The sequence below is a fragment of the Mesorhizobium sp. XAP4 genome (genome assembly GCF_029269325.1).
In the GTDB taxonomy this organism is placed as follows: domain Bacteria; phylum Pseudomonadota; class Alphaproteobacteria; order Rhizobiales; family Rhizobiaceae; genus Mesorhizobium; species Mesorhizobium ciceri.
This window is the reverse complement of the sequence record NZ_JARIXW010000015.1, coordinates 1-21,039: the sequence shown is the minus strand read 5'-3', so window position 1 is coordinate 21,039 and position 21,039 is coordinate 1. Positions and strand designations below refer to the sequence as shown.

The 21,039-nt window shown below is 58.0% G+C and carries 16 protein-coding genes and 4 pseudogenes; 16 read left to right on the top strand and 4 right to left on the bottom strand.

Annotated features, from left to right (window positions below; translation table 11 throughout):
* Positions 1 to 133 precede the first annotated feature (133 nt).
* Complete coding sequence (locus tag P3C39_RS32080) at positions 134 to 1,060, top strand: glyoxylate/hydroxypyruvate reductase A (RefSeq protein WP_024505670.1); 927 nt, start codon at positions 134 to 136, stop codon at positions 1,058 to 1,060.
* Between the two features lie 80 nt (positions 1,061 to 1,140).
* On the opposite strand, the gene P3C39_RS32075 is transcribed toward P3C39_RS32080, so the two are convergent.
* On the bottom strand, positions 1,141 to 2,172 hold the full coding sequence (locus P3C39_RS32075; RefSeq protein ID WP_032899787.1) for a GlxA family transcriptional regulator: 1,032 nt from the start codon (positions 2,170 to 2,172) through the stop codon (positions 1,141 to 1,143).
* Positions 2,173 to 2,345: 173 nt separating this feature from the next.
* Here P3C39_RS32075 and P3C39_RS32070 point away from each other — a divergent pair, with 173 nt between their 5' ends.
* The 14 genes and pseudogenes from P3C39_RS32070 to P3C39_RS32005 all read left to right on the top strand — a co-directional run bounded on the left by P3C39_RS32070 (position 2,346) and on the right by P3C39_RS32005 (position 14,732).
* Positions 2,346 to 3,326, top strand: a complete 981-nt coding sequence (locus tag P3C39_RS32070) for a GlxA family transcriptional regulator (RefSeq protein ID WP_245265426.1) — start codon at positions 2,346 to 2,348, stop codon at positions 3,324 to 3,326.
* 702 nt (positions 3,327 to 4,028) lie between these two features.
* Positions 4,029 to 5,618, top strand: coding sequence for an ABC transporter substrate-binding protein (locus P3C39_RS32065; RefSeq protein WP_128244155.1), 1,590 nt, complete (start codon positions 4,029 to 4,031; stop codon positions 5,616 to 5,618).
* 20 nt (positions 5,619 to 5,638) lie between these two features.
* On the top strand, positions 5,639 to 6,577 hold the full coding sequence (locus P3C39_RS32060) for an ABC transporter permease (protein ID WP_275955012.1): 939 nt from the start codon (positions 5,639 to 5,641) through the stop codon (positions 6,575 to 6,577).
* A gap of 1 nt (position 6,578) precedes the next feature.
* Positions 6,579 to 7,472: an ABC transporter permease gene (locus P3C39_RS32055; RefSeq protein ID WP_206616876.1), complete on the top strand. Its 894-nt coding sequence runs from the start codon at positions 6,579 to 6,581 to the stop codon at positions 7,470 to 7,472.
* Positions 7,469 to 8,488 carry an ABC transporter ATP-binding protein gene (locus P3C39_RS32050; protein WP_024505675.1) on the top strand — a complete coding sequence of 340 codons (1,020 nt, stop codon included), beginning with the start codon at positions 7,469 to 7,471 and terminating at the stop codon, positions 8,486 to 8,488. The genes P3C39_RS32055 and P3C39_RS32050 overlap by 4 nt, the downstream gene beginning before the upstream one ends.
* A complete protein-coding gene (locus P3C39_RS32045; protein WP_275955013.1) occupies positions 8,485 to 9,528 on the top strand; it encodes an ABC transporter ATP-binding protein in 1,044 nt (347 codons plus the stop codon). The genes P3C39_RS32050 and P3C39_RS32045 overlap by 4 nt, the downstream gene beginning before the upstream one ends.
* A 115-nt stretch (positions 9,529 to 9,643) precedes the next feature.
* Complete coding sequence (locus tag P3C39_RS32040; protein ID WP_275955014.1) at positions 9,644 to 10,774, top strand: serine hydrolase; 1,131 nt, start codon at positions 9,644 to 9,646, stop codon at positions 10,772 to 10,774.
* Between the two features lie 273 nt (positions 10,775 to 11,047).
* Positions 11,048 to 12,376, top strand: coding sequence for an FAD-binding oxidoreductase (locus P3C39_RS32035; protein WP_024505678.1), 1,329 nt, complete (start codon positions 11,048 to 11,050; stop codon positions 12,374 to 12,376).
* Between the two features lie 240 nt (positions 12,377 to 12,616).
* Positions 12,617 to 13,084, top strand: a pseudogene (locus tag P3C39_RS32030) (DDE-type integrase/transposase/recombinase); the annotation flags it as partial.
* Positions 13,061 to 13,366, top strand: coding sequence for a transposase (locus P3C39_RS32980; RefSeq protein WP_024505894.1), 306 nt, complete (start codon positions 13,061 to 13,063; stop codon positions 13,364 to 13,366). The pseudogene P3C39_RS32030 and the gene P3C39_RS32980, both read left to right, overlap by 24 nt.
* Before the next feature lie 31 nt (positions 13,367 to 13,397).
* Positions 13,398 to 13,704: pseudogene (locus P3C39_RS32020) on the top strand (ATP-binding cassette domain-containing protein); the annotation flags it as partial.
* Between the two features lie 339 nt (positions 13,705 to 14,043).
* On the top strand, positions 14,044 to 14,268 hold the full coding sequence (locus tag P3C39_RS32015; protein ID WP_024505896.1) for a hypothetical protein: 225 nt from the start codon (positions 14,044 to 14,046) through the stop codon (positions 14,266 to 14,268).
* 5 nt (positions 14,269 to 14,273) lie between these two features.
* Positions 14,274 to 14,496: pseudogene (locus P3C39_RS32010) on the top strand (transposase domain-containing protein); the annotation flags it as partial.
* Complete coding sequence (locus P3C39_RS32005) at positions 14,448 to 14,732, top strand: hypothetical protein (RefSeq protein WP_275955015.1); 285 nt, start codon at positions 14,448 to 14,450, stop codon at positions 14,730 to 14,732. The pseudogene P3C39_RS32010 and the gene P3C39_RS32005, both read left to right, overlap by 49 nt.
* Before the next feature lie 17 nt (positions 14,733 to 14,749).
* Here P3C39_RS32005 and P3C39_RS32000 read toward each other — a convergent pair whose 3' ends face one another.
* Positions 14,750 to 16,405 (bottom strand): MFS transporter, encoded by a 1,656-nt coding sequence (locus P3C39_RS32000; protein ID WP_275955016.1) that lies wholly within the window; start codon positions 16,403 to 16,405, stop codon positions 14,750 to 14,752.
* A gap of 227 nt (positions 16,406 to 16,632) precedes the next feature.
* Between P3C39_RS32000 and P3C39_RS31995 the strand changes: the two are divergent.
* Positions 16,633 to 17,186, top strand: a pseudogene (locus P3C39_RS31995) (DDE-type integrase/transposase/recombinase); the annotation flags it as partial.
* A gap of 105 nt (positions 17,187 to 17,291) precedes the next feature.
* On the opposite strand, the gene P3C39_RS31990 reads toward P3C39_RS31995, so the two are convergent.
* Entirely contained in the window at positions 17,292 to 18,488 is a 1,197-nt protein-coding gene (locus P3C39_RS31990) for a hypothetical protein (protein WP_024505891.1), read from the bottom strand.
* Positions 18,489 to 19,204: 716 nt separating this feature from the next.
* Complete coding sequence (locus P3C39_RS31985; RefSeq protein ID WP_275955017.1) at positions 19,205 to 20,308, bottom strand: enolase C-terminal domain-like protein; 1,104 nt, start codon at positions 20,306 to 20,308, stop codon at positions 19,205 to 19,207.
* Between the last annotated feature and the right edge of the window lie 731 nt (positions 20,309 to 21,039).

Sequence of the window (21,039 nt, the reverse complement as noted above, 5' to 3'; positions counted from 1 at the left end):
AACAGCTTGAATCCCCGGCAGGCACTGGCCGGGGTTTCCAGCGCCTACTCGTCTGCAGAAGCCTTGCACGGAGGTCGCATGGCCAGCCCTTGCATCCGCGCGAGCCTATTCTCCTCCCAGGGGCGCCAAAACCATGACCATCCTGTTGAACAACCATGGCTACGACAATGAAAGCTGGCGAAGGGAACTTTGCCGCCAGCTTCCTGAATTGCCTGTCAAAGTGTTCGGTGAACCGATTGATCCCAATGAGGTCGTCTATGCGATGGTCTGGAACCACCCCGCAGGTGACCTTAACCGGTATCCGAATCTCAAGGCAATTTTCTCACTCGGCGCCGGGGCGGAGCACTTCGTGGCAGATCCTACCCTACCCGACGTTCCCGTGATCTTGCTCGCGGATCCGGCCGTCGCCCGCGACATGGCGGCACACGCCCTCTATTGGGTACTGACATTTCACAGGCGTTATGCGGACTATCGATCACAGCAGAAGGACCGGATCTGGCATCGTAAGCAGATCGTCCCCACGAGAGAGTTCCGGGCGGGCGTGTTCGGTTTGGGTCGCATCGGCACGGAAGTCGCTAGCCGCGTTCGCGATTTTGGATACGCTGTCAGCGGGTGGGACCGCAGCGCGCGACAGATCGAAGGGGTCAACTGCTATTTCGGAACGGATTCCCTCCCAGAGTTCCTGAGCCGCATCGATATCGTTATCAACGCCCTCCCACTATCCCCGAAGACGCGGCACTTTCTCGATGAGAAAATATTCTCGGCCATGCCCCCGGGCAGCTTTTTTGTTAACATCAGCCGCGGCGCGGTCGTCTATGACGAGTCCCTGCTTGACGCTCTCGACCGCGGCCATCTCGCCGGCGCCGCGTTAGATGCATTCGCCCAGGAACCGCTTCCTCTGGAGCATCGCTATTGGACTCACCCGCAAGTGTACATCACGCCGCATGTGTCGGGGGCCACATTTGCATCGAGCGCAGTTGATGTAATCGCCAACAACGTGCGCCGTCTTGAGCGCGGTCTTGACGTCGTTCCGCTGTTCAACCGGGAGGCCGGCTATTAATACTATCGGAATAACGCCATGCCCTTGTTTAGGAGCGAAACCGTGTCAGGGCGTGTGTCGCCGGCGTTAGGTCGTGGCGTTTATACACCGAGATACCTTCCGGCCGAAAGATTGCGCGCTTCATGAGGCGCTATCTGATGCGTCTCGCGGAAACACCTCGAAAAATGGGAGGCAGACACGAAACCGCAAGACACCGCAATTTCCAAAACCGGCATCGACGACTGGGCAAGCAGGAGCTTCGCGTGTTCCAACCGCAATTCCCGAAAGTAGCGGCAGGGCGAGCGACCGAGGTCATTGCGGAACAGACGTTCAACCTGGCGCCGCGACAGCCCCGCAGCCGCCGCGAGGTCAGCCATGGTAAGCGGGGTAGCCAAGTTTCTCTGCATCAATTCGATGAGTTTCACGACCGTGGGGTTGATCCTGCCATGCTGACGCAGCAGCGGCAGTCGCTGACGTTCATCGCCAGTTCGGACACGCCCAGCCACAGCAAGCTCCCCAACATTGACTGCGACAGGCTCACCGCAATTCAGTTTTACAAGCTCGACCAACATATCGAAGGCTGCCGTGCCGCCAGCACAGGTCCAGATATCATTGTCGACCTCATAGACGGTCGCCGCCGCCTCTACGCGCATGAACCGCTCCTTGAAGGCCGGCAATTCCTCCCAATGGATGGCGCATTTGCGGTCATTAAGCATACCAGCTTTCGCCAAAGCAGCGACACCGCTTCCAAACCCGCCTATGGCGATCCTGCGCTGCCTGCATTCGCGCAGCCATGCGCTCAGCACTTTGGTTTCACGACCTTCATCAGGCTCATCCCCGCAGATCAGTGCCAGTGCGGGTCGTTCAAGCTGCTGCAGATATCTGCGTTCTTGGGCCAGGTCGGCGTCAGCCGCGACAACAATACCGCAACTGGCCCGCACGGCTTCGCCCCAGTGGGAAACCGTACGCCATCGAAAGGCTTCCCGTGCGGCCGCTTTGTTGGCGAGGCGAAAGACGTCCAGAGCAGACGACAGAGCGAGCAGTTCGAACCCGTGCGCCAAGTAAACGGCGACGGTAACTGGCTCATTGGCGCGAACGGACGCCCAAGCATCGCGGGACCAGTGGTGGACCATGTCAGACTCTCCGCCATGTTCTATCAGCGACACGGCATAACCGGCTCGCGCCCTATTTGAGCGATTGGGAACATCCGCGAAAGGACGTTTGCGTCGGCATGACAGTAGAGTTGCGACAAGGCCCCGGTTCACCCACGAATCAGGCATCAAGGCTTGCACGGGACTCTGCCCCCTTGTCTGTCGGGTTCCTCCTGCTCCATCGGTTTACCCTCGGCGCATTTGCCAACTTCGTCGATGTGCTACGCTTGGCTGCAGACGACGGAGACCGGAGCCGCCCAATCCGCTGCCAGTGGCGCATCATTTCACCCGACATGTCGCCGATCCTGTCCAGCTGCGGCGTTGCAATCTCGCCCCATGAAAGGATTGGAGACCTTCGCCGCTTCGACTACCTGGTGGTTGTCGGCGGGGTTCTCGAAGAAGAAACCCTCCTGGTCGACACGCGCTTCGACGACCATCTTCGACACGCTGCCGAGGCAGGCATACCACTCGTAGGGCTGTGTACGGGCTCATTCGTTTTGCGCCGCGCCGGCCTGATGAACGGCTACAAGTGTTGCGTTAGCTGGTTCCACAACTCAGATTTCCTGCGACTTTTTGATGGCCTACAGGCCGTTTCTGACCAAATCTACGTCGTTGATCGAGACCGGCTGACCTGTTCGGGCGGCGCGAGCGCCGCGCATCTCGCCGCCTTTCTCGTCGAGAGGCATCTCGGCAAAGCCCTGGCCGCCAAAAGCTTGCGAATTATGATGTTCAACGAGGCGGCCAAGGGTGAGACGGCGCAACCGACCGGACGCCTTGAGGTTGTCGTTCGTGACGAAGTCCTGAAACGGGCTGTGCTGCTGATGCAACACCACCTGGAGGTCCCCCTGACCATCGCTCGCCTCGCCGGCAAGCTCAAGCTCAGCAGACGGCTGATCGAGCGCCGCTTCCGGTCAGAACTCCGTACCTCTCCACAGGCGATCTACACGCAAATACGGCTCGATCATGCACGTCATCTTTTGCAGAGAACGCCCAAGTCGATTTCCATTATCGCAGTGGAGTGCGGCTTCTGTGATGGGTCGCACCTTAGCCGGGTATTTCGCAGTTACTACCACAAGACGCCTCAAGATTTCCGGTCCGGGAATGGCGTATCGGCGTTATCCCAGGACATCTGCTAGGCATCGCAGATTGGGATAGCATCGACGGCGTCACAGATCGGGACTTGCTTGTGACAAGGGGTATGAGCCTAAGGGATAGTCGTCGACAAAACCTCGCGACGCGCATCGTCTGACACATCAAGGATCACCGCATTGAGATCGAGATTGATGGCCTTTTATGCAGGCGATTGCGGCTCGACCAGCTCGGTTGAGCCTGATATGTCCCGTCCGCACCAGATTCGCTTGCTCGATCATATCCATTGCGGTGGCGGAAATCCTGGCTGAGGCGGGCAGCCCGGCACGGCTGATGCGCGTCGGCAAACGAGCCTGAGAGCGCCGGATCGCTCAGCCCACGCCACATCTAGCAGACAGCGGTTTCGCAGGACAGGTGTTGCCCGGGCAAACCCGCTCTGGCGAGCTAGCAATTCCCGGATCGCGTTGGATTCCTTCACGATTAGTTTAAATCGCACGATCGTTCCTCTGGATCCTGGTCTCGTCTGTGAAGGTGCATCATCGAGAAAGCCGATGTTAGACCGTAATTATATTCGTTAGTTAATGATCCGCTGGTGCGATATTCCTTGTTTTCGGTGCCTGCCTGCTCGGCGGCGAGAGAGCAGATGGCGGTCCGTGTCGAAAGTGCGCCCACGGCGACGTGCCGGATCAACCAAGGGGAAAGCGGCCCGCTGCAAGGGAAACCGCTCAAAGGAAAGGGAGGAACAGATCATGACTGATACCACAGGCAATGTGAATCGAAGGGCCTTTCTCAAGAACGGCGCAGTGCTCGGCGGGGGAGTTTTCGCCGCGGGCATGCCCTTGTCGCAAGCCATATGGGCGGCCGAGGGCAAGGTGCTCAAGGTGCGTTACGCTAGTGATATCGCCAAGCTTGATCCGGCTTTCTATTCGGGTCCGGTCGATGTGAACGTGGCGAACTGCATTTATTCGAAGCTCACATGTTACAAGCCGGGCTCCGAATGGGGCTGGGAGCTGGAAGCGGCAGAAAAGATCGAGCAGGTCGATCCCACCCATATCCGCTTCAGGTTGAAGAAAGGCATCAAATTTACGGGCAACTACGGTGAACTGACCGCGAGGGATGTCAAGTTCTCTTTCGAGCGCGTGATCAAGCACAATTCGCCGGTCAAGCCTGATTGGGGTTCGTTTGACCATGTTGAAATCGAAGATGACTATACTGGCGTGATCGTGCTCAAGTCGCCCTTTGTTCCGCTCTGGTACACCGCACTGCCCTTTGGCGTTGGCACTATCGTCTCCGAGAATGCCGTGATGAAGGCAACAAAGGACGGCGGTGATTTCGGGATGAAGCCGCCGGCTTTCTCCGGCCCGTATGTGCTCGCCGACTGGAAGCCGAACCAGTATGTGCTTCTGACCCGCAATCCGGACTGGTCGGGTCCGAAGCCTGGCTTTGACGAAATCCGAATTATTCCAATTACCGACGAGAAGTCGGCGGAACGGGCTTATCAAGCTGGTGACATCGATTTCACGCGTGTCAGTCTGGATTCACTTGCGACGTTCAAGAGCAATCCGCCCGCCGAGACCAAGATCGAAGATCATACTTCGCTCTATTACGCCTGGGTCGGCATGAACATGGATCACCCGAAGCTGAAGGACATTAATGTCCGCAAGGCAATCCAATGGGCAATCAATGTGCCGCAGATTCTAGAAGCCGCGTATGGCGGACAGGCGGAGGTTGCGACAGGCGTCATTCCTCCAGGGATCGTCGGGCACCGCGACAAGGCGCTCGTCCCACCGGAAGGCGATCTCGCCAAGGCCAAGGCGTTTCTGGACAAAGCGGGTGTCAGTGGTCTAACCCTGACAATCGACTGTACGAACGATAGCACTAATTCGACCATAGCCCAAACGGTACAAGCGCAATTGTCGCAGATCGGCATCGCGGTTGAGGTCAATGCCCAAGATTCTGGGTCGTTCTGGACGCTGGGCATGGAATCGGAAGGCGCGCGGTGGAAGGACGTACAACTCATTGTCAATGGTTTCTACAGTTTACCAGACCCGTATTACCCGGCGTCCTGGTTTGTGCAAAGTCAAGTAGGTGTGTGGAACTGGGAGCGTTTCCGAAGCGAGCGTTTTGACGAGCTCAGCGGTAAGGCGGTCACCATCAGCGACCCCAACGAGCGGGCGAAGCTTTACTATGAGATGCAGGACCTCATGGAAGACTCCGGCGCCTACCGGTTCCTGACCCATGGGGCCAATCCAGTCATGTTCCGCATCACACAAATGCAGGCCGCAACTACCCCAGATGGGAACCCGCTATACATCAATTTCAAACCAGTTTCGGCTTGAGTTGCGGGTCGGGCGTAGGTATGTGGTTTTATCTCTGTCGGAGGCTGGTCCTGGCGATCGCAATCATTGCGATTGCGGTGACGTTATTGTTTTTGATGATCCGAGCGGTGCCCGGCGATCCTGCCGCGGTTCTACTCGGCCCGCGGGCGACGCCTGAGATGAAGGCGCTGTTGCATCAGCAGATGGGGCTCGACAAGCCGCTTGTCGTGCAGATCGCTACCTTCTTCGGCGGGCTGCTTCATGGCGATCTCGGCTTCGACGTATTCAGCAAGAGGCCTGTTGCCGACATTGTCTTCGAGCAACTGCCTTATACGATCCAACTGATCCTGGTCTCCATCTCCTGTGCGGTTGCGATAGCCGTGCCGCTCGGTTGCTACTCGGCCATGCGGCGCAACTCCCTGGTCGACCAGGTGGCCGGCGTCGTGACGGTCGCCACAATCGCCATTCCTTCCTTCGTCGTGGCGGTTTACGCGCTGCTGATTTTTGCGGTGACGCTGCGCTGGTTGCCAGCGATCGGGGCCGGCAATGGCTTCTGGGATGGACCTATCCATCTCGTCCTTCCGGGCTTCGCAATAGGGATTGGCTGGGTCGGCTACATTTCCCGGCTGGTACGCGCATCCATGCTTGAGGTTCTCGGGGAAAACCATGTGCGCATGGCTCGCTCTTTCGGAATCTCGGAATGGCGCATCGTCGCGCGCTACGCGCTGCCTCTCGCGATCCTGCCGACCGTGACCATACTCGGGGTAGGGATAGCGTGGCTTCTTTCGTCGGCTGTCTTCATCGAGGTGGTTTTCGCGAGACCTGGCATCGGGGCTTTGATTGTCAACGCGGTCCATACGCGCAACTACCCGATTGTGATGGGCGTCGTGCTGGTCAGCACCTTCCTTATCGTTTCGGCTACTACGCTCTCGGATGTAATCAACGCGTTCCTCGATCCGCGAACCCGGGAAAAGCTCTGACATGGCGATCGTTGAAAGCATTCTTCCCGAAACCAACGATGCAATGGCTGCCGAAAGCTCTCGCACCTTTTTGCGGCAGTTTCGACAAAACCTTCTGGGCATGCTCGGAGCAGTTCTTGTCATATTCATAGCAGCAACCGCGATCTTCGCTCCGCTGATGATCACGCATGATCCGATCAGAATCATGGTCGGGCCGCGTCTTGCTGGCCCTTCACTCGATTTTCTGCTGGGCACGGACCAACTGGGCCGTGATACATTCTCCCGCGTCGTCATGGGCGGCCGCATCCCGCTCCTCGTTGCCTTCGCCTCTCTCGGCAGTTCACTGGCAGTCGGTCTAGTCCTTGGTTTGATCGCGGGCTTCGGTCCCCGCTGGCTCGACAATTTGCTACTGCTTGTCTTCGATACGATCCGGTCGTTTCCGAGTATTATTTTCGCGCTGGCCATGATCGCCCTTCTGGGACCAAGCTTAGCGAGTATTATTCTCGTCATCGCGATAACGTCCATGCCCATTTACGCGCGTGTGGTGCGCACCCAGACGGAAGCGCTGCGTAGCAGTGAATATATTGCGGCAGAGCGCAGCATGGGGGCCGGAACAACGCGCATTCTCGCCGTGCACGTACTCCCCAATGTCCTCGGCCCGCTTCTCATTCTGGTGAGTATGGACGTGCCGGCCGTCATCGCCGTAGAGGCGGGTCTCAGCTTTCTCGGCATGGGCGTGCGGCCACCGACGCCCGATTGGGGAGCTATCCTCAACGACGGCTATAGCTACATTAACCAGACCCCTTGGCCGGTGATAGCTAGCGGCATCCCGATCGTCCTCGCAACGCTCGGCTTCACGTTCCTGGGCGAAGCGCTGCGCGACATATTCGATCCGAAATTGCGGAAAGACCTATGAGACGCAAAGATCCGAAAACGCAGCTCTCGTCAAGCCGCGCGCTTCTTGAGATCCGTGACCTAAATCTCGATTTCGGCACGCCGCGGGGGCGCGTCCATGCCCTGCGCAATGTGTCGCTCGATGTGCCAGCCGGACAGGTGGTTGGCATCGTCGGAGAAAGCGGATCTGGAAAATCGACACTCGCCTACACAGTGATGGGCCTACTTCCAGAGAATGCAGATGTGACATCCGGCAGCATTCTGTTCGAATATAAAGACCTGCTCAAAATGCCAACTCAGGCGCGTCGGGGACTGCTTGGCGATCATCTTTCGATGATCTTCCAAGACCCGATGACCGCACTCAATCCCGTGCGGACCATCGAGAGCCAGATGATCGATGTCCAGCACCACGAGCAAGGAAGCTGGGGCGAGAAACGCGCCCGTGCCATCGACATGCTTCAACGGGTCGGAATTCCCGATCCGCAAAGCCGTATCGGCGCCTATCCGCATCACTTCTCCGGTGGCATGCGTCAGCGCGTTTGCATTGCCATGGCGCTTCTTGTGAAACCGACGCTCCTCGTCGCCGACGAGCCAACCACTGCGCTCGATGCAACACTGGAAGTGCAGATCATTCATTTGCTCAAGGATTTGCAAAAAGAGATCGGTTGCTCTGTGCTGTTCGTTTCCCATCATCTCGGTGCGGTTGCTGAGCTGTGCGACCGGGTCGCCGTGATGTATGCTGGGGAAGTGGTTGAGCAGGGAGCTGTCCGGGACATCTTCCATAATCCTGCTCACCCCTACACACGCGCGCTGCTGGAGTGCGATCCCGGGCGGATCAAAAAAAGCACGCGCACTTTGCCGACCATTCCGGGCGAGGTGCCCAGTCTCCTAGGCACCAAGGTAGGGTGTATCTTTCGGACACGTTGCCGGCAAGCGTTCGATCGCTGTGGGCAAGAGAACCCGGTCGAGTACCGCATCGGCGTAGACCAAGTCGCCCGATGCCATCTCCTCGACAAAGAACTGTTGGTTTCGGTATGAGCGCGCTGCTCCGGGTTGAGGACCTGCGGGTACGTTTCCGCACTATGGGTCCGCTTAAGGCGCTCGCAACCGGGACGAGAGCCCCTTTCATTGACGCGCTATGTGGTGTGTCCTTTGAAATCCGCAAGGGCGAGACGCTGGCCCTTGTCGGTGAAAGCGGCTCGGGCAAATCCACTATCGCGCGCACGATCATCGGCCTGCAGCGGGCTGTGAGCGGCAGCATCAGCTTCGATGGGCAGGAAATTGAGGAGCTCAGCGGGGCTGAACGCAAGCCCTATTTGCGGCGCATGGCGATGATGTTCCAGGATCCTATCGGCTCACTCTCGCCGAGGCTGACAGTGCGATCGCTTCTCACAGAGCCCTTTCGCATCCATGGGCTAAAGGATCGCGATGTCGAAGGGGAAGCGGAGCGACTGCTTCGAATGGTCGGCTTGTCGGCGGAATTTGCTCGTCGCTACCCCCATCAGCTCTCCGGTGGTCAGGCCAGGCGCGTTGGTATCGCGCGTGCTCTTGCGCTAAGTCCGGACTTGCTTATTGCCGACGAGCCGACCGCAGGCCTCGATGTTTCGGTGCAGGGCGAGGTGCTCAATCTTCTCGCGAGGCTTCAAACCGAACTTGGCATGGCGATCCTGATCATCACTCACAATCTCAATGTCGTACGCCACATGACCGATCGCATGGCGATCATGTATCTCGGCCGCTTTATTGAGGTCGGCGAGACCGAGCGTATTTTCGATCAACCGCGACATCCCTACACCGAGGCGCTGCTTGCGGCCAATCCTGAGCCTGACCCAGATGCGGTGCTCAACAGGATCGAGCTCAAAGGTGAGGTGCCGAGCCTCATGAGGCGGCCATCCGGCTGCGAGTTCCACACCCGTTGTCGTTACGCGCAGGATATCTGCAGCCGCGTCTTCCCCGAACCTTCAGCGGGCCAAGAGGATAAGAAGCACAGCTTCAGATGTCATTTTCCGATTGCGGGGGACATCCTCCCGACCTCGGAACGTCCCAAGCTCTCTATAGGCAAAACGCGCTTCCGCTAGCGCGCCCATTTGTCTCTGCCATCGGTGATCTGAAGATAGCAACCAGAACGCTGACGAAGTGACTCGTACACTTCCAAGGATCCCGTGAACTTACACCAACTGAAAGGCCGACTGAATGTTGCTTGCCTCAATCCCAAATCCCGACCTCTTTACTGGTAGCGACAACAAGCCACGTTGGGCCACGCCCGACCACCGCCGCCATGGCTGGCACAACCTCCACAGGCTCGCCCGCTACAGTCTTTCCTTCCGCGCACCATCGGTCTTTCCATTGTTAAAGCAGCTTGATTGGGCGATCGGGGCTCGGCCCGAGGTCGCGCGTTTCCTCGCGATGCAGCATTTCTCCGCCTTCGTCGTGGTCAAGGGCAACCACGTCCTATATGAGGCCTATGCCCCCGACTTTGGTCCCGATAGGACGCAAAGCATTCAGTCAGTGACGAAGACCACGCTGAACCTTATGCTCGGCCGCGCAGTCGCCGATGGCTTGGTGGATCTCGACGAGCGGATTGGCACTTACTTGCCAGAGATCGGCACGGGCTACGCGGAGGCGACTGTCAGGGCAACAGCCGATATGAACGTCGTCAATGACTTTACCGAGGACCTCAGCGATCCCAATACGAAGTGGTGGTCCATGGAACGCGCCATGGGCTGGCGACTGCCGCCGGAGGGCGAGAAGGAGGGTACAATCCGCTCCTTCCTCTGTGGGATCACCAGCGACGATGTTGTGAACCGCACCGGACAGTCGCTCTACAAGTCGACCAACAGTGAGATCATCGGCTGGGTAATTGAGCGTGCTAGCGGTCGGCCGCTGCGGGAGTGGTTGATCGAAAACGTCGAGGCAGCCGGTCTTGAGGGATGCTTGCACATTACGTGCGATCGCGAGGGCGTGCCGCTGCTCGACGGCGGTGCTTGTCTCTCTGCTCGCGATCTGGCGCGCCATGGTCTGCTCTTCGCCCGCAAAGGCGAGGGTGTTGACGGTCGCCGCGTAGGCAATGCCGACTTCATTGAAGACACCCGTCACAATCCTGGGCCTTCTTACGGACAGAAGTCACTTCGCTATAGTCGCCAAATGGTAACCGACGGCACCTGGCTCGGCCACGGCGGTTGGGGCGGTCAGTACATGGTTGCGAATCCAGATACCGGAACTGCCGTTGTCTACTTAAGCGTGCTCGAGAACTGGAGCGCCTGGGACTGCAACTTCGCTGACCAGCTCACGGCAATGATGGCTGATCTTGCTGCAGAGTTGTGAGCTGCTCGGCATCTCGCACTGAAGGGCGGAGGTTTCACGTTCGACGCCCAACGGAATAACCTTCGCGGGATTCAGCGGCGGACGTAGGAAATCCGAGAGTGTGTTCAAAACTGGGCGGATGTGCCCCAATGCACAAAAAACGAACATCGGTAGGGCTGTATCTGTACGCCGGCAACTTGGCTCAGTCGAGCAAGATTCGGCGATTAGGCTTCGATATTGTGAGCTGGTCAAATTCATGGAGGCGTTGGTACCGAGGATGGGAGAGTAATTGAGATGGGCCTGTTTGTCGAACCGCTTCCAAGCGAAAACCGGCTGCCGTCGAAAGTTGACGTAGTTGTTGTCGGTGGCGGGATCGTTGGCGCGAGTGCGGCGCTCTTTCTGGCGAAGCGTGGCGTTAAGGTGGCGTTATGCGAGAAAGGGAATATTGCAGGGGAGCAGTCCAGTCGCAACTGGGGCTGGGTAAGGCAGGGTCAGCGTGACCCTCGAGAATTCCCTCTGATGATCGAAAGTCTGCGTCTCTGGGAACGCATGAATGAAGATCTGGAGTCTGAGTCGGGATTCCGCCGAGCCGGTATTCTATTCGCGTCCGATAGCGATGAGAACATTGCCCAAAATGAGGCATGGCTCTATGAGGCGCGTCAGCATCAAATCGACGCTCGTATGGTTTCTGGCTCAGAGCTTCAGCGACTTACACCCGGAGCGGACAAACGCTGGAAAGCCGGGCTTTTTTGCGCAACCGATGGGCGGGCCGAACCGCACCTGGCTACGACCGCGATCGCATTAGCTGCCCGCCGCAGTGGAGCTTCGGTGCTCACTAATTGTGCTGTGCGTGGATTGGAGTTGAGCGCCGGCAGTGTGTCTGCCGTCATCACCGAACATGGCCGAATTTGTTGCTCAACTGTCGTAGTAGCGGCGGGTGCGTGGTCTCGTCGCTTTCTCAAGGATCTCGATATAACGTTGCCTCAGTTGAAAGTCTTAGGAAGTGTGATGCGCACATCTCCGGTCGAGGGCGGCCCTGAAGCGGCGCTCTGGAGCACCGAGTTTGCGTTGCGCAAACGCATTGACGGCGGCTACACTATTGCCAATGGACACGCCAGCGTCGTCTCGATTGTCCCCGACAGTTTTAGATTCTTCGCCAACTTCTGGCCAGCCTTGCGATCGGATTTTAAGAACTTGAGGTTGCGCGTCGATGATCGATTCATAAAGGAATGTTCGGAATCGCACCATACACCGCCCGACCGAATTTCGCCATATGAGAGGACCCGCGTCCTCGATCCAGCGCCAGATAAAGCAAGTCTGCGTAGAACGTTCGAGCGATTGAAGAAGGCGTTTCCGGTCTTTGCTTCAGCCACGGTTGTTCAGCAATGGGCGGGGTTGATTGATGTGACCCCTGACGCAATCCCAGTCATCTCACAGGTTGATGCTGTCCCGGGTCTCATAGTCGCGACAGGATTTTCTGGCCATGGTTTCGGCATAGCTCCGGGCGCGGGGCGCTTGGCTGCTGATCTCGTCAGAGGCACTCCCCCCGTCGTTGATCCCACGGACTTTCGTTTTTCTCGGTTTACCGATGGGACGCGTGTGAGACCGCTAACGGGCGTTTGAAGGGAAGACATAAAATCGGGAAGGTGCTCGCGCAGAAACGGGCTGCTTCATCTTGCAGAAGCAGAACTCTAACGACGCAATACGGAGGAGGCCTCAAGGAGGGAACGATCAAAGTTGCAATTTGTTCTACGACATTTCCGGCGCTTCTGTGCGTCGCGCCGAAAAGATGAAGCGACACTGCCGAGCAAAAGATCTTTCAAAGGCCGTCATTTCGACCGAGCCTGCGCGATCTGGAGGAGACGCGGCCTGAACGTCGACCATTCGACCGTGCACCGCTGGTCGTTCACTTCTCGCCCCAGCTTCTGGAGCGCTTCGACGGGCGCAAGCGCGCCCTCACCGGCAAGTGGCACATGGACGAGACATGCATCAAGATACGCGGCGAACGGATGTATCTCTATCGTGCCGCTTCTTCCAGAAAGCCCTGGAGCGCCACGGCAGACCGGATCGCATCTTCATCGACGGTAGCCCGACCAATCATGAGGCGATCATTTCCTGCGACGCCGAACTACCGTCTGCGGAATCGATCGCGACGAGCGCTGAAGCCGATCCGCTCCGCAACAGCAAGTACCTCAACAATCGAGACCGAGCAGACCATCGGCACATCAGCGCCGCGCTGGGTCAACGCTCGGCTTCAAGTCGATGGCGGTGCCTATGCCGTCCTTTCCGCGTCTCGAGATGGTTCACATGATGCGCAAACGGCAGGCAAGGGGCGATATCGTCGCCGAGTTAAGCGGCGCCGCGGCGGCCGAAGATCTTGCAGCGGTGCCCGGGCGCGCGCGGCAACGAAGGCTGTGGAGTTGCACCGAGAAGCGCTCGTTGGTCGACATGGCGGATGCGGCGGGGTCATCGGTGACCGAGGTCGCGGAAGCATTCGGCGTAGCTCCGTCACAGCTCTATGCATGGCGCAAGCAGATGGCCGGCGGCGAGCTTGATGCCGATCGGGCGATGGCGATCTTCGCACGGATCGACGTGAGCGATCGCCAGGTGTAGAACGCCCCGTCGCCGATTGCCCGAATCCAGCCTTGCCGAATTCGCCGATGCTTTTCCGAGGCAGCTTTCCGGCGGCATGGCGCATCGCGTCGGCATTGCCCGGGCACTCACCGTCCAGCCCGAAATCCTTGTGCTCGACGAGCCGCTGGGGGGGCGCTGGACGCCATGACCAAGATCGCATGCAGGAGGAACTGGCGCGCATCTGGAGAGAGGAGAACGTCACCATGGTGATGGTCACCCATGACCTGGAAGAAGCGATCTATCTAGTCGACCGGGCGCTGATCCTGCCCAAGGACAAAGGCGGCGCGGCGCGATTGATCGACATCGACATGCCTCGCGATGCCGTCGGCAACTCCTGCGCGCTCATCAAGGACGTCGTGGCGGACGTCGATGACGAAGCCCGCGATGTGATCCTGACCATCTACTGGCATGGAGCCCAGCACTCGCAGGTGCTGTGCGCAAGCCCAAATCCGGCGAGCATGGGCAGCATACGCCCGAAGAAGCCCTGGCGATCATGCGAACCATGGCAACGCGATGGTCCGACGCCGATATTGCCGCACCCTCAACCGCATGGGCATGCAGACGGGCCAGGGAAAGACCTGGACCGCCGGCCGCGTCCGGTCGCTTGCGCACGGTGCACAAGATCAGCGGCTACCGATCCTCCGACAAAATAGCGAATGGCCCACCATGTCGGATGCGGCCGGGAAGCTCGGCGTGTCGCACGTGAAAATCCGCCGTTCATCAGGGATGGCCTCTTGCCGGCCGAGCAGGTCATGCGCGGCGCGCCCTACCAGATCCGCGCCAGCGACCTCGAAGACGAACGGATCAAGGCCGATTTGGCGCGCAATACTCCGCGTCGCATCGACTACGACAACCAGGAATCGCTGTTTTCCGCCATTTGAAGAATCTCGGAAGAAAGTCCTGGCTGTTCTGCGGTTCCGATCGCGGCGGACAGCGCGCTGCCGTTCTCTACAGCCTGATCGTCAGCGCCAAGATGAACGATATCCCCGCAGGCCTGGCTCGCCGACGTCCTCGCCCGACTGCCCGCCTATCCGGCCCATCGGATCGATGATTTGCTGCCGTGGAATTGGAGATCCGCAAAACTGCGGCCCCAACCAGCTGCGGCCTGATCATGCAGCGCAATAAGGTGCATCACGTCTACACCGTCGAACGTATCGCCTGGGAACTCGGCGTCAGCGAAGCGCTCATCCACGAACTGCCCCTCGCTGCCGAGCCCGAGGACAGCGTCATCTGGGTGTACGGCGCCAATGATGACAACGGGATCTTGGCCTTCACCGATGAAGGCATCGAGGAGCTCAAACTCCTCCTCGAAGAATATCATCGCGTCTCCCCATCGAAAGCTTGACCCCAGCACTCCGGTGCTCAGGTCCTCATGGCCGCCGGATACGCACGTCTGCGGTCTTCAGCGGATGCGTACGTTGCGTCTGTCGTTCGCTGAATGGAAAGAACTGTCTGCGGAGGCACATCTCCATCATGCAGGGCCAGAAGATGATCGCCGACTTCCTTGTCCGCCGACGTGAGCCGATGATTTAGGCGGAGAAAATCCATCCATGTCGGCGTGCGGAATGTCTCCGTCCAAAGCGAGGGCGTTTGAAGGTTTCGCTGAAGCGTCCAGTTTCGAGCACCGGCACGGCTCTGAACATGACGCCGGGTCCGCATGTAGCCCAGAAAGGCGTCAATGTTCTCCTCAGGTATGGAATACTCGGTTTTGGCAACGATAGGGCCACTTCTCGGTTTCAGATCGAGTGCCAGTTCCGGCGGATGGAAGCCGGAACTCTCTTGATCCGTTTCTTCCCGGGGTCCCACCGGCAACACTATTCCCGCAACTGCCACCAGCAACAGGGCTAGTGCGGCGCCCTCCAAAGCCCATGTCAACGAGTAATTCTGCGCGACAGAACCCCAGATCCAGCTGCCGGCTGCCATACCGCCGGCGCTCAAGGCGTAGTAGATCGAGAGCGTGCGGCCAACAACCCACCTAGGGCTTGCCAGCTGCACCGACAAGTCAATGCCCGTCCAAGTGACTAGCCAACCCGCCCCACCGAGCGCTAACGAAATGGCCGCCGCGGCAATCGAAGAAGTAACTGCAAGGCAAAGGCAACATGCTGCACAAGCGACGGACGCGAACGCCACCAGCCTGTTTTGAGACGTGATACGCCTTAGGTAGCTGTTGCTCATGCCAGCGATGAAAGCACCCATGCCGAAACTGGCTAATAGGACGCCATAGGCGATTGGGCCGCACTTCAACTGATCCCGGACGACGAGAGGGAGCAGCGCAAAGATCGCTATACTGGTCACCCCGAAAAGAGCTGCTCGGGCGATCGCCGCCCTGATCTCCAAGGACATCGCCGTGAAGCGCACGCCGTCATGAATTGCCGTCGTCATCATCTCGCGAGGGAGAGGAGAGGAGCGGACTTGCCATTTGGTGCGCCATATTGCGCTTAGAGGGATTAGATCACTGAGCGCAGCCAAGGCGAAAGCGGCCAGAGGTCCGAAGAAGGCCATGATCACGCCGCCCAAAGCCGGTGCGATGCTGCGCACGATGTTGTACCCGACCGACACAAGCGTCACCGCGGCGGGAATGTCGCGCTTATCGAGGATATCGCCGACGGAAGCATGCCAAGCCGGATCGGTTAGCGCAAAGCCGCAGCCGGCCAGGAAACTCAGTCCGAGTATGAACCAGGGGCTGACAAACCCCAGCCCGACAGAAATCATCAGCGTCGTCGATGCCGATGCTATGAGGCAGTGGCCCGCAAACATCACCCACCGGCGGCTGAAATTGTCGGCGATGGCTCCGGCAAGGATCGAGAGGAAGAACACCGGCAATGTCGAGGCAGCCTGAACAATCGCAACCATCAGATCGGAAGCCGAAGTAGTTGCCATCAGCCAGCTGACGGCAACCGTTTGCACGAGCCAACCCAGGCTGGATATTTGTGTGGCCGTCCAGATCGTGCGAAACACCGGGTTCCGAAATGGAGCGAGCGTTGCTGAAATAGGCAGCTGGTGATCTTCGCGCTGCATGATGTCTGACTGCCTTCGACTAAGCGTTTACTTCGGTAACGGTTGCTGGAGTAATTTGACAAACAAGCTGAAATTGAGAGTGCGGTCGCGTCCAAAGACTTCAATTGTTGATGGCAACCACAGCTGAGGGTTCTGTCGCAAAACGGAATGGCAACCCATATCTGGCACGAAGGCCTCTCTTTTTTCGGGGAGCTCGCTTGCTATGTTCAAAGGCCGTATTTCGACCGAGCCTGCGCGATCTGAAGGAGATGATGGCCGAACGCGGCCTGAACGTCGACCATTCGACCGTGCACCGCTGGTCGTTCACTTCTCGCCCCAGCTTCTGGAGCGCTTCATCGGGCGCAAGCGCGCCCTCACCGGCAAGTGGCACTTGGACGAGACATGCATCAAGATACGCGGCCAACGGATGTATCTCTATCGTGCCGCTTCTTCCAGAAAGCCCTGGAGCGCCACGGCAGACCGGATCGCATCTTCATCGACGGTAGCCCGACCAATCATGAGGCGATCATTTCCTGCGACGCCGAACTACCGTCTGCGAAATCGATCGCGACGAGCGCTGAAGCCGATCCGCTCCGCAACAGCAAGTACCTCAACAATCGAGACCGAGCAGACCATCGGCACATCAGCGCCGCGCTGTGTCAATGCTCGGCTTCAAGTCGATGGCCGGTGCCGATGCCGTCCTTTCCGCGTCGAGATGGTTCACATGATGCGCAAACGGCAGGCGCGGTTCGCCTATTCACGCCCCTCAATCGCCGAGCAGTTCGAAATCCTTGCAGCATGATCATCGGCGCGAAAGCGTCCCCTTGTGACCAAAAGCACGATTTGCGACAGAACCATGTAAACTGTTGCGCACTTTACCCCCGTCAATTTGGACTATTCTCAGCGCCTACATGGGAAGTGAAATCGTTTTAATAACGTCGCTCAGCGGCCGATATGGCAAGCCTTTTTTTTCTGCCGACAGAGCATGGGTCAGGTGGCCACCATAGCAACAGACTCCGTCACACAGGCTTTCATCGTCAGTAATGGTCTGCACGGATTTGAGACTGGCGATGTAACGGATGTAAGGGAAAGTTCGCGCTGTGAGCAGCCGCGTAGCGGTGTTGGCCACCATTGATGGAATGTGATCGCAGTTGTAATGCACGACATTTTCTTCGCGATACGAGTGGTAGAGCGATGCAGAAGAAGTACAGGTTTCGATCAATTCGCGATCACAGGCTGTACAGTCGCACAGTATGCTGCCTCTCTGCATGGCTCCAACCATGCTGCGGTCGATCAGGTACTCCATTTTTCGCTTCGGAAGATCGGAGCGACGCACCGCACAGTTGAGGACGATGTCCATCTCCGACAGTGCCGCCGCAATCGTGTCCTGAGTGCGTGAAGGATCTTTGTTATTCATGACGATCAGGTTGGTGTCGGTTGCGCCGATGTAGTCGACGCCTTCGGTTTCGAAGCGCGCGTTGGCTTTGCAATTGAAATCCTCACGCCCTCGAGTGACAACTACGGTCAAGGCAATCCCTAGGTCCGACAAGTATTTGAATGCGGACAGACCGATATTGCCGCATCCGATGATCAGAGCCCGCCCTCCGGGAAGACCGCTCTCATTTCGCGGGCAGAACACTCCTTTTTCCTTGGAGCACAACTCCAACGCCCGCTGAGCGAAGAGATAGCCAGTCAGTTGGCTCATCGGCTCAAGCAATGGATACCGGCTAGCTTTTCCCACCCACTCGTAAGCGATTCCCAGAAAGCCTCTACTGATGAGTTCAGAGACATCCCGAGGATCAACGTTGTTCTCATCAAAATGCAGATACGTGAATAAGATGTGATGCGGAGCATAGTCAGAATATTCTGAGCGCAGCGGTTCCTTAACCTTGAGGAGGAGCCGCGCCCGGGCGAGGACCTCATCTTTCATCGCAAGCTTCCCTCCGCAGACCTGATAATCCGCGTCCGAGAATCCGGCCCCTTCCCCGGCACCGATTTCAACATAAATGTGGTGACCGAGGCGCGAAAGAGCTTGCGCCTGGATCGGCTGGAGTGCGACACGTCGCTCGTCTTCTTTGATTTCCTTCAAAACACCGATGTTCATCGTTGAAACTACCTTTGCAGTCTTCGGCCACGCTGCTATCCAATCCGCTGTCATTCCGTACGCACCGTTTTAGTGTGGCACTTTGTGTAGCGGTCTGGCTCGGGGGTGTCGGTTCCAGTGTCAGACAATACGCCGAGCCGCCGCTGAGCAGGGAGGAGAACACGAGGTCACTGATGCGAAATAGCCCCGGTCCGTGAGTTGTCGCTGGAGCCGTGGGGCTGCAGCTAGAGAGGTCAGTCTCCTTCCAATTCCAATCCGGTTGAGGCAGGCGCTATAGAAAAGATTTCTGCTGCGTTCTGTGCTCCGGCGGGGCTCCAAGCATTGGCATCAATTTTTTCAAACATGCCTTATCAGATCCCAGGCGGAACATACCTCGTGTTCGGATTGGCGGCTGCGAATTTTCTGTTAACTCGATTTGCTTTTTTGTTACAAAAAGCTGGAATGCAACGAGTGGATTGTAGGCGAACCTCGCCTGCCGTTTGCGCATCATGTGAACCATCTCGACGCGGAAAGGACGGCACGGCTATAATCATGCCGTCCTTGCTTCAGTCGTAGGTGAGCGCCTGCAATCTCATCTCGGTATCAAGAGCCCGGGTCAGGAAAACGGTCTGCCGTCAGATGGTAAAGGCGTCCTGCGACCGAGCCTGTCCTCCAGCTTGTCGAGCACGGCTGCAACCTCATGTCGCTTCAAACGCTACTCTAACTTTAACGCTGCTCTAACTTATAATGGCAGCCGGCTGGCCAAGCCTTTCAGCATCTGGATTTACGCCGATGCCTGGGGCTTCCGGCGGCGCGATATGGCCACTGTTGCGATTTGGGGCGTGTGTATCGAGCCGCGGAGTAACGTAGCCCGATAGATCGCACGTATTCATGATCCGGCTTGACGGGGTCGACGCCGCCAAGTGGAGGATTGCGCCCGTGGTAACATCCGATCCCCAAGTGTCCTCGATGCACATCTGGGGGCCGAGGTGCAGACACAGATCGCGAAGTCGCCGAACGGCACTAAGCCCTCCCGATTTGGAGAGCTTTAGGGCTACGGCATCCATACAGCCAAGATCATAAGCCCGAAGCAGCGAAGCCGTATCGTGCGCGTTTTCATCGATCTTCATCGGCAGCCCGGTTGCCGCGCGAACAGCGGCACACTCCTCAAGAGTTGCACAGGGTTGCTCCAGCATGATGTCGTATGCTGCGACAGCCTTGCCAACGCGTGTCGCATCCAAGCGAGAAGCCGCGCAGTTCCAGTCGCCATAGACGAGGGGACCCATGCCAACAGCCTCTCGTACAAGACGTAGCCGAGCGACGTCGGCTTCCCAGTTGATATCGGCACCTAACTTGACCTGAAACTGCGTCATACCGTCTGCCTGTGCCTCTCTAGCGATGACGGCCATTTCATCGGGCGCGATACAGGTGATCGAGTGGTAGAGCGGTATGCGAGCCATCTGGCGTCCACCGAGAAGCGCATAAAGAGGTAGCTTCGCGACTTTGCCTGTGATGTCCCAAAGAGCCAGGTCAAGGGCGGATTTTGCGTAGGCATGCCCCTGTAGCCAACTGTCAACCCGGCTCATTAACGCTTCCGGGCCGATCGGATCAGCTCCGATGATGACAGGCGCAAGATATTCCAGCGCGGGGCGCACGCCTTCAGCATAGGCAGGTAGATAGTGGGGAATCGGACAAACCTCACCCCAGCCAGAGATACCTTCCGACGTATCTACGCGGAGCAATATTGAGGTGACAGTATCGCAGGTTTTTTTATCTGCCATGTGATAAGGAACATAGCTGGTCAATGGCACTTGCCAAACTACTAGTCGTGTAATTCTCATTGCTGTCGCCGCTCCTTCGTTTGCGATGCTCTCGAATAATTGCATATGTGTCTGCTAACCGGATCCGGATCGCACCGCTGGCTGGCGCGCAATGGTCGGCCTCATGTTAAAGTTCGTAGTGATGCTTTACCGTTTTGCGTGACGGTGATTTCTTTCTAAGAATCCTCCCTTTGGCGGTCCATAAGGCGCTGGATTCAGGCGGGCCGAGTGGGCGAACTTGCCGGTGTCGCGCCCCAATAGTGGCCGCGGGTGCAGGTTACCCTAGCGATGACTAGTTCGACTGGTTCGTTAAGAACGCCGGTCGCCCGCAGTTGGGGACGGAAAACAACCGCGCCGACAGCGTCGGCCCCTCGCGACGGACAAATTCTTTCGCCAGATTCGGTCCAATCATGCTAGCTGCAGGGCCACTTCTTTTGTGACGTTTCGCATGGCAAACCCGGTCGGTGTTGTCGAGGCGGTACAATTCAGCATGAACCTAATTGCGTCAGAATCCATTTTGCCGATCCAGAGTGCTGCCTCCGGCGATTGTTATTGAAACCGTCCTAGTCCGCGTTCCCGCCTCGTTGCGGAAATCGCTCGCCCTAGGATCTCCTGATATGCGTCATCGAGAAAACCGAACGGCTTACTGCAACTCTCGCGCGCGTCCGGCGCCATTCCTGGTTTCCCAGATTGACTCGAAGTTGCGTAGCATCACTTCCGCGACGCTGAAGGTGTGCTTTCCTTGCCGGGAA